Here is a 3,991-nt window from a genome sequence, read left to right on the forward strand (position 1 = left end):
AAACCTCACCGTCAGATGTTGCCAAGTAACCGACAGATCCGAGGAATGACACAAATTATGGTCGATCAGAGTGGGGGTCAGGAAACTTGGCAACCCTTACGGCACCAGAGCTCCAATAATTACTTATTCAATGAATGAGTCAACCTATTATTGAAATCTAGCATATGCATTCTTACGTATCGGAATGATGAATCAATCCTTCAGGCGGATTACGTAAATTAATTGCCATCAATAATGCCCGAATCGCCAGCGATTGCTTCATTCGTTTATCCATGCTCCAGCCGATCAAACGCCGTGAGCACAAATCAATGACAACTGCCAAGTATAACCAGCCCTGTAATGTCCAGATGTAAGTAATATCAGTCGCCCATACCTGATTGGGACGTCCCGGACTAAACTGTCGATCCAGTATATTGGGTGCTATCGGACATGAATACTTGCTGTCTGTGGTTAACACAAACCGGCGCTTACGTTTAACAACTAACCCTAGTTTCTTCATGAGAAACCGCATTCGATATCGACCTGCCTGAGAACCTTCCTTGCGTAATTAATAATAGGTAAACCCCCGGCTCAGCCGGGGGACTCCCGAAGGATTGACCGTTACGACAGTCGACGTAACGGTCTCGTGCCAACCACGAGACGAGGAGTCCATATGCGTCCATTCCATTACGTCATAATGACCCAAAACGCTTCCGGAAAAAACCTATTGGTAGTTACGAACCTTTATGGGATTTAACCCATAGTATAAAAGTAACGGTCTGTTGAGATTTATTCTTGCTCCAAAACAACTTTTAGCGGCTTCGCAATAGGGCTCAAATTTAGAAGATAGGCTTTCGTGTGATAAATATCACCGATGATCCAATGTTCGAGCATCGATAATGTTGATGTAACACGTAAAAACAGGGTTAGGTAACAGATAGTTCCACAGAGCCTTTTTATGTGATTACAAGGAGATAATCGGGTGTGATCCGTTTGATCCTGAGAAGAGCAAGCAGTTTATGGGAATGGAATGCGTTAAAAATTCCCTGATATATTGATTCGCTAACAATTTATGAGGAGTTGAACATGAAATTAAAACTACTGATATCCACCATTCTGGCTATAGTACTATCACAGAACGCATTCGCTGGTACCGGTCTTATCCAAGTTAAAATAGAACGTGTTGCAGTGATCAGCAATGTCCCAGTTTTACCTCATCTGGCTGGAAATATGGAGATTAAAATAAAAAACGGCTTTACGCCTCCAGCAGGGGTAAATTGCGATACCAACTTTATCACCACAAAAAAGGTAAATGATCCAGCTAGAAGCATGCTTACTTTATTGCTACAAGCACATGCATCACAAAAAGATGTTCAATTATGGATAACTGACAGTGCGACGCACACAGCATATCCAGGTAGGTGCAGTCTACAGATAGTAAATCTCCTCCCTTTATAGCAGCGCAGCTCAGATTCATAGGTAACCCCGAACGGCAGCTTAGGCTGCCGTTTCTGTTCTTTTGATGAGAAAAATGCAATTCTGGATGAAGCAGCTACTTAAAGCTAGTTTTAAGAGATTTCTGCTAACTGGCTCAGAACGCGCCGGAAATAGTGCCGCTGCCATTCAAACCCTACTCGGCACCGTGTAAAACTCAGCGGCCTCAACCCCGCAGAATGGCTAACCGACACCTTCGAAAAACTCCCCACCTGGTCTAACAGCCGAATCGATGAATTGCTGCCGTTCGCACCGGAGGATATTGAAGCATTAATGAAGGAGTGTGGATAGGTGGTGGGGCTGGATAGATACATGGTAGCCAGCGCGGCATCCGTTCCATTGGCTGGTTAGGTCTCACTTTGCAACCAAGCGAACAATAGAAATGCGAGAAGGCTTAGCCCCGACCGAATTAAATGCAATTGTCCCCATTTGTCGAGTAGAGCTCGCGTTTCACTCGAATCCAGGTCGCGTCCGGGCTCAAGGAGTCTTTGGTTCGTGGGCATTATTATCTTAAATGTGATCGGCACAACAGATCCAATGAGAACCGCTCCAATCAACCAACCAAATCCGCCACCGAGGATTCCCGCTAGAGCGCCCGTTAGTAATCCGACAATTGCCAATGGCGCTTGCATCCAGGTTGCGCGCTTGTAGCTTGGTGCCCATTGCGTAGCGGCTGCACGGGTATTCAGTATTGTTCGGACCGGATGTTCGACCAGGCTGATGTAGATGGCGGCACCGGCAAAGAGGCCGGCGCTAAGCGTTGCCAGGATCTGCATCAATACAAGCATTTGGGGTTTCTCCTGTGGGGTCTAACGTTGGAATTAAGAGGCGCACGCTTTAACATGTCCCGCTTGAATGATGGACTAGGTGCTATTTTAACCAAAGAAACAAGCGTGTTCATCTTTTGAGACCAAAGTTAAAAAGTCTTCGAGCGATGCAACTTCTGGCATGGGTTTGTAAGTATGCCATTTCAAGTCAGCACGCATCCATAAAACCTTCCAATTCTTTTTGCTTTTGTTATAAGTTGCTTTGGCAATAGGATTCTCGATTTTTTCAGTTTCATTTTGCCAATGTGGCCTGACTTCAAAGAGCTCTAGGCTTTGACTTTTCTCTTCTATTCGAAAAAACAAATCTAACTTACTACGCAGATGAGCGGGTGGTCGATGTTCCTCAATGAATTGAGTTGCAAGCTTTTCACATCTTTTAATTTCGAATTCACTAATAGCCATGATTAAAGCGCCTAACGTTTGACATGAGAGGTGACTGAAAGGCGCAATCTTTTAGGCATCCCTTCGATAGAGGGGTTATACGTCATTGGCCCCCGCCGCTGGTTTTCAGGTTTTCGACACAAGCACTACGCACGCCACTCGCTGTGTTGTGAGAATGACTGTTCCTTGCCATCCTTAGACGATGCCGAGTATCCGATACATGATGTGGTTGTCAATCCGCAGAGAGTCGTGCTCAATTCCATTGAGTTTACCTGCCAAGGCTATGTTTTTGAATCTTGCGCCGAAAGATGTTGGACTTATGACGTGCCTCCATTCAGAGCCGTAGATGCTCTTTAGTTCGTACGTTCCCGGAGTTGTTTTGTTGATTAGGGACTGAGCTTTCGTAATTTCATCTTCGGTGAGAGTTGACATTTCGAGAACCTGTGGCCTTGGGAAAAAAATTTGCTGACGCCTAACGTAATGTCTAAGACATTCTGTTCAATAATCCGTCAGATAACGCCGTAACATCTTGTTTTTTGGATATTATCATCATGATAGTATTGATTATTATTTTAACAGATAGTCGATGACTCAGAAGAATACGACATCGCTGCCGGCTAAAAAATTACGAAATCAAGCGCAAGAGAAAATTCGTTCCAAACATTACCCTTTAAGTACGAAAAAACCTATACCTCATAGATTATGATTGAACACTATATTGTGTTTAATGGCAAGCGTCATCCGGCTGATAGGGGTGCGGTTGAGATGGAAAGGTTCTGGACTTATCTGGCCAATCAGCATCATGTGTCCAGCGCTACTCAGAATCAGGCACTATCGACCTCCTGTTTCTATATTTTAGATATTTTAATATATAACTCATATACTTATACTGTAATCTGGCTGTCGAAGATATTCTGTGTCCGATCCAACGGATAATCCTTGTCGTTTCTAATTTTTGCTAACTTGTTTCTGATATCAGTCAGTATAAGTGACTATATTTGCTAATGATTAATGATATTGGCTGTGGCTTTTCTCACAGCCTACTGCGACCGGCAGTGATAAATTCTAGCCGTACTTTCGATTTGAACACTATCCGGAATAACACAGAAAATAAACAAGCTATTTATTAATTTTATAAAAGTGTACGTCGTCAAAGCAATGTGGACTAATGGGTGGCTGAATTAAGAGACGCATTAGCTCATCAGATTTAAGTTTGTTGCTTGTTTAGCATAAAACATTTGGCGTCGCAGAGCTAAGGTTCGCCGTTTTATTTTTTCACGTTCATTCAAAATAGATTGTCCTCGATTATA

4 protein-coding genes and 2 pseudogenes are annotated in these 3,991 nt (G+C 43.5%); 3 read left to right on the forward strand and 3 right to left on the reverse strand.

Annotated features, from left to right (window positions below):
- Positions 1-178: 178 nt before the first annotated feature.
- Positions 179-502 (reverse strand): annotated as a pseudogene (locus C8R34_RS15900) (DDE-type integrase/transposase/recombinase); the annotation flags it as partial.
- A gap of 563 nt (positions 503-1,065) precedes the next feature.
- Here C8R34_RS15900 and C8R34_RS15905 point away from each other — a divergent pair.
- Positions 1,066-1,437: a hypothetical protein gene (locus tag C8R34_RS15905; protein ID WP_110342242.1), complete on the forward strand. Its 372-nt coding sequence runs from the start codon at positions 1,066-1,068 to the stop codon at positions 1,435-1,437.
- A gap of 231 nt (positions 1,438-1,668) precedes the next feature.
- A pseudogene (locus C8R34_RS17470) lies at positions 1,669-1,764 on the forward strand (hypothetical protein); the annotation flags it as partial.
- Positions 1,765-1,820: 56 nt separating this feature from the next.
- Here the strand turns inward: C8R34_RS17470 and C8R34_RS15915 are convergent.
- Both C8R34_RS15915 and C8R34_RS15920 read right to left on the reverse strand, forming a co-directional pair.
- Positions 1,821-2,261 (reverse strand): DUF1772 domain-containing protein, encoded by a 441-nt coding sequence (locus C8R34_RS15915; protein WP_110342244.1) that lies wholly within the window; start codon positions 2,259-2,261, stop codon positions 1,821-1,823.
- Between the two features lie 87 nt (positions 2,262-2,348).
- Positions 2,349-2,702, reverse strand: a complete 354-nt coding sequence (locus C8R34_RS15920; protein WP_110342246.1) for a DUF3024 domain-containing protein — start codon at positions 2,700-2,702, stop codon at positions 2,349-2,351.
- A 681-nt stretch (positions 2,703-3,383) separates the two neighbouring features.
- Between C8R34_RS15920 and C8R34_RS17475 the strand changes: the two genes are divergently transcribed.
- Entirely contained in the window at positions 3,384-3,617 is a 234-nt protein-coding gene (locus C8R34_RS17475) for a phage integrase N-terminal SAM-like domain-containing protein (RefSeq protein ID WP_110342250.1), read from the forward strand.
- Positions 3,618-3,991 lie beyond the last annotated feature (374 nt).

Source organism: Nitrosomonas sp. Nm84 (assembly GCF_003201565.1).
In the GTDB taxonomy this organism is placed as follows: Bacteria; Pseudomonadota; Gammaproteobacteria; order Burkholderiales; family Nitrosomonadaceae; genus Nitrosomonas.

Bases quoted from the DNA above. Each gene is read 5' to 3' on its own strand.
- C8R34_RS15905 (WP_110342242.1), top strand. From the start codon at position 1,066: ATGAAATTAAAACTACTGATATCCACCATTCTGGCTATAGTACTATCA.
- C8R34_RS15915 (WP_110342244.1), bottom strand. From the start codon at position 2,261: ATGCTTGTATTGATGCAGATCCTGGCAACGCTTAGCGCCGGCCTCTTT.
- C8R34_RS15920 (WP_110342246.1), bottom strand. From the start codon at position 2,702: ATGGCTATTAGTGAATTCGAAATTAAAAGATGTGAAAAGCTTGCAACT.
- C8R34_RS17475 (WP_110342250.1), top strand. From the start codon at position 3,384: ATGATTGAACACTATATTGTGTTTAATGGCAAGCGTCATCCGGCTGAT.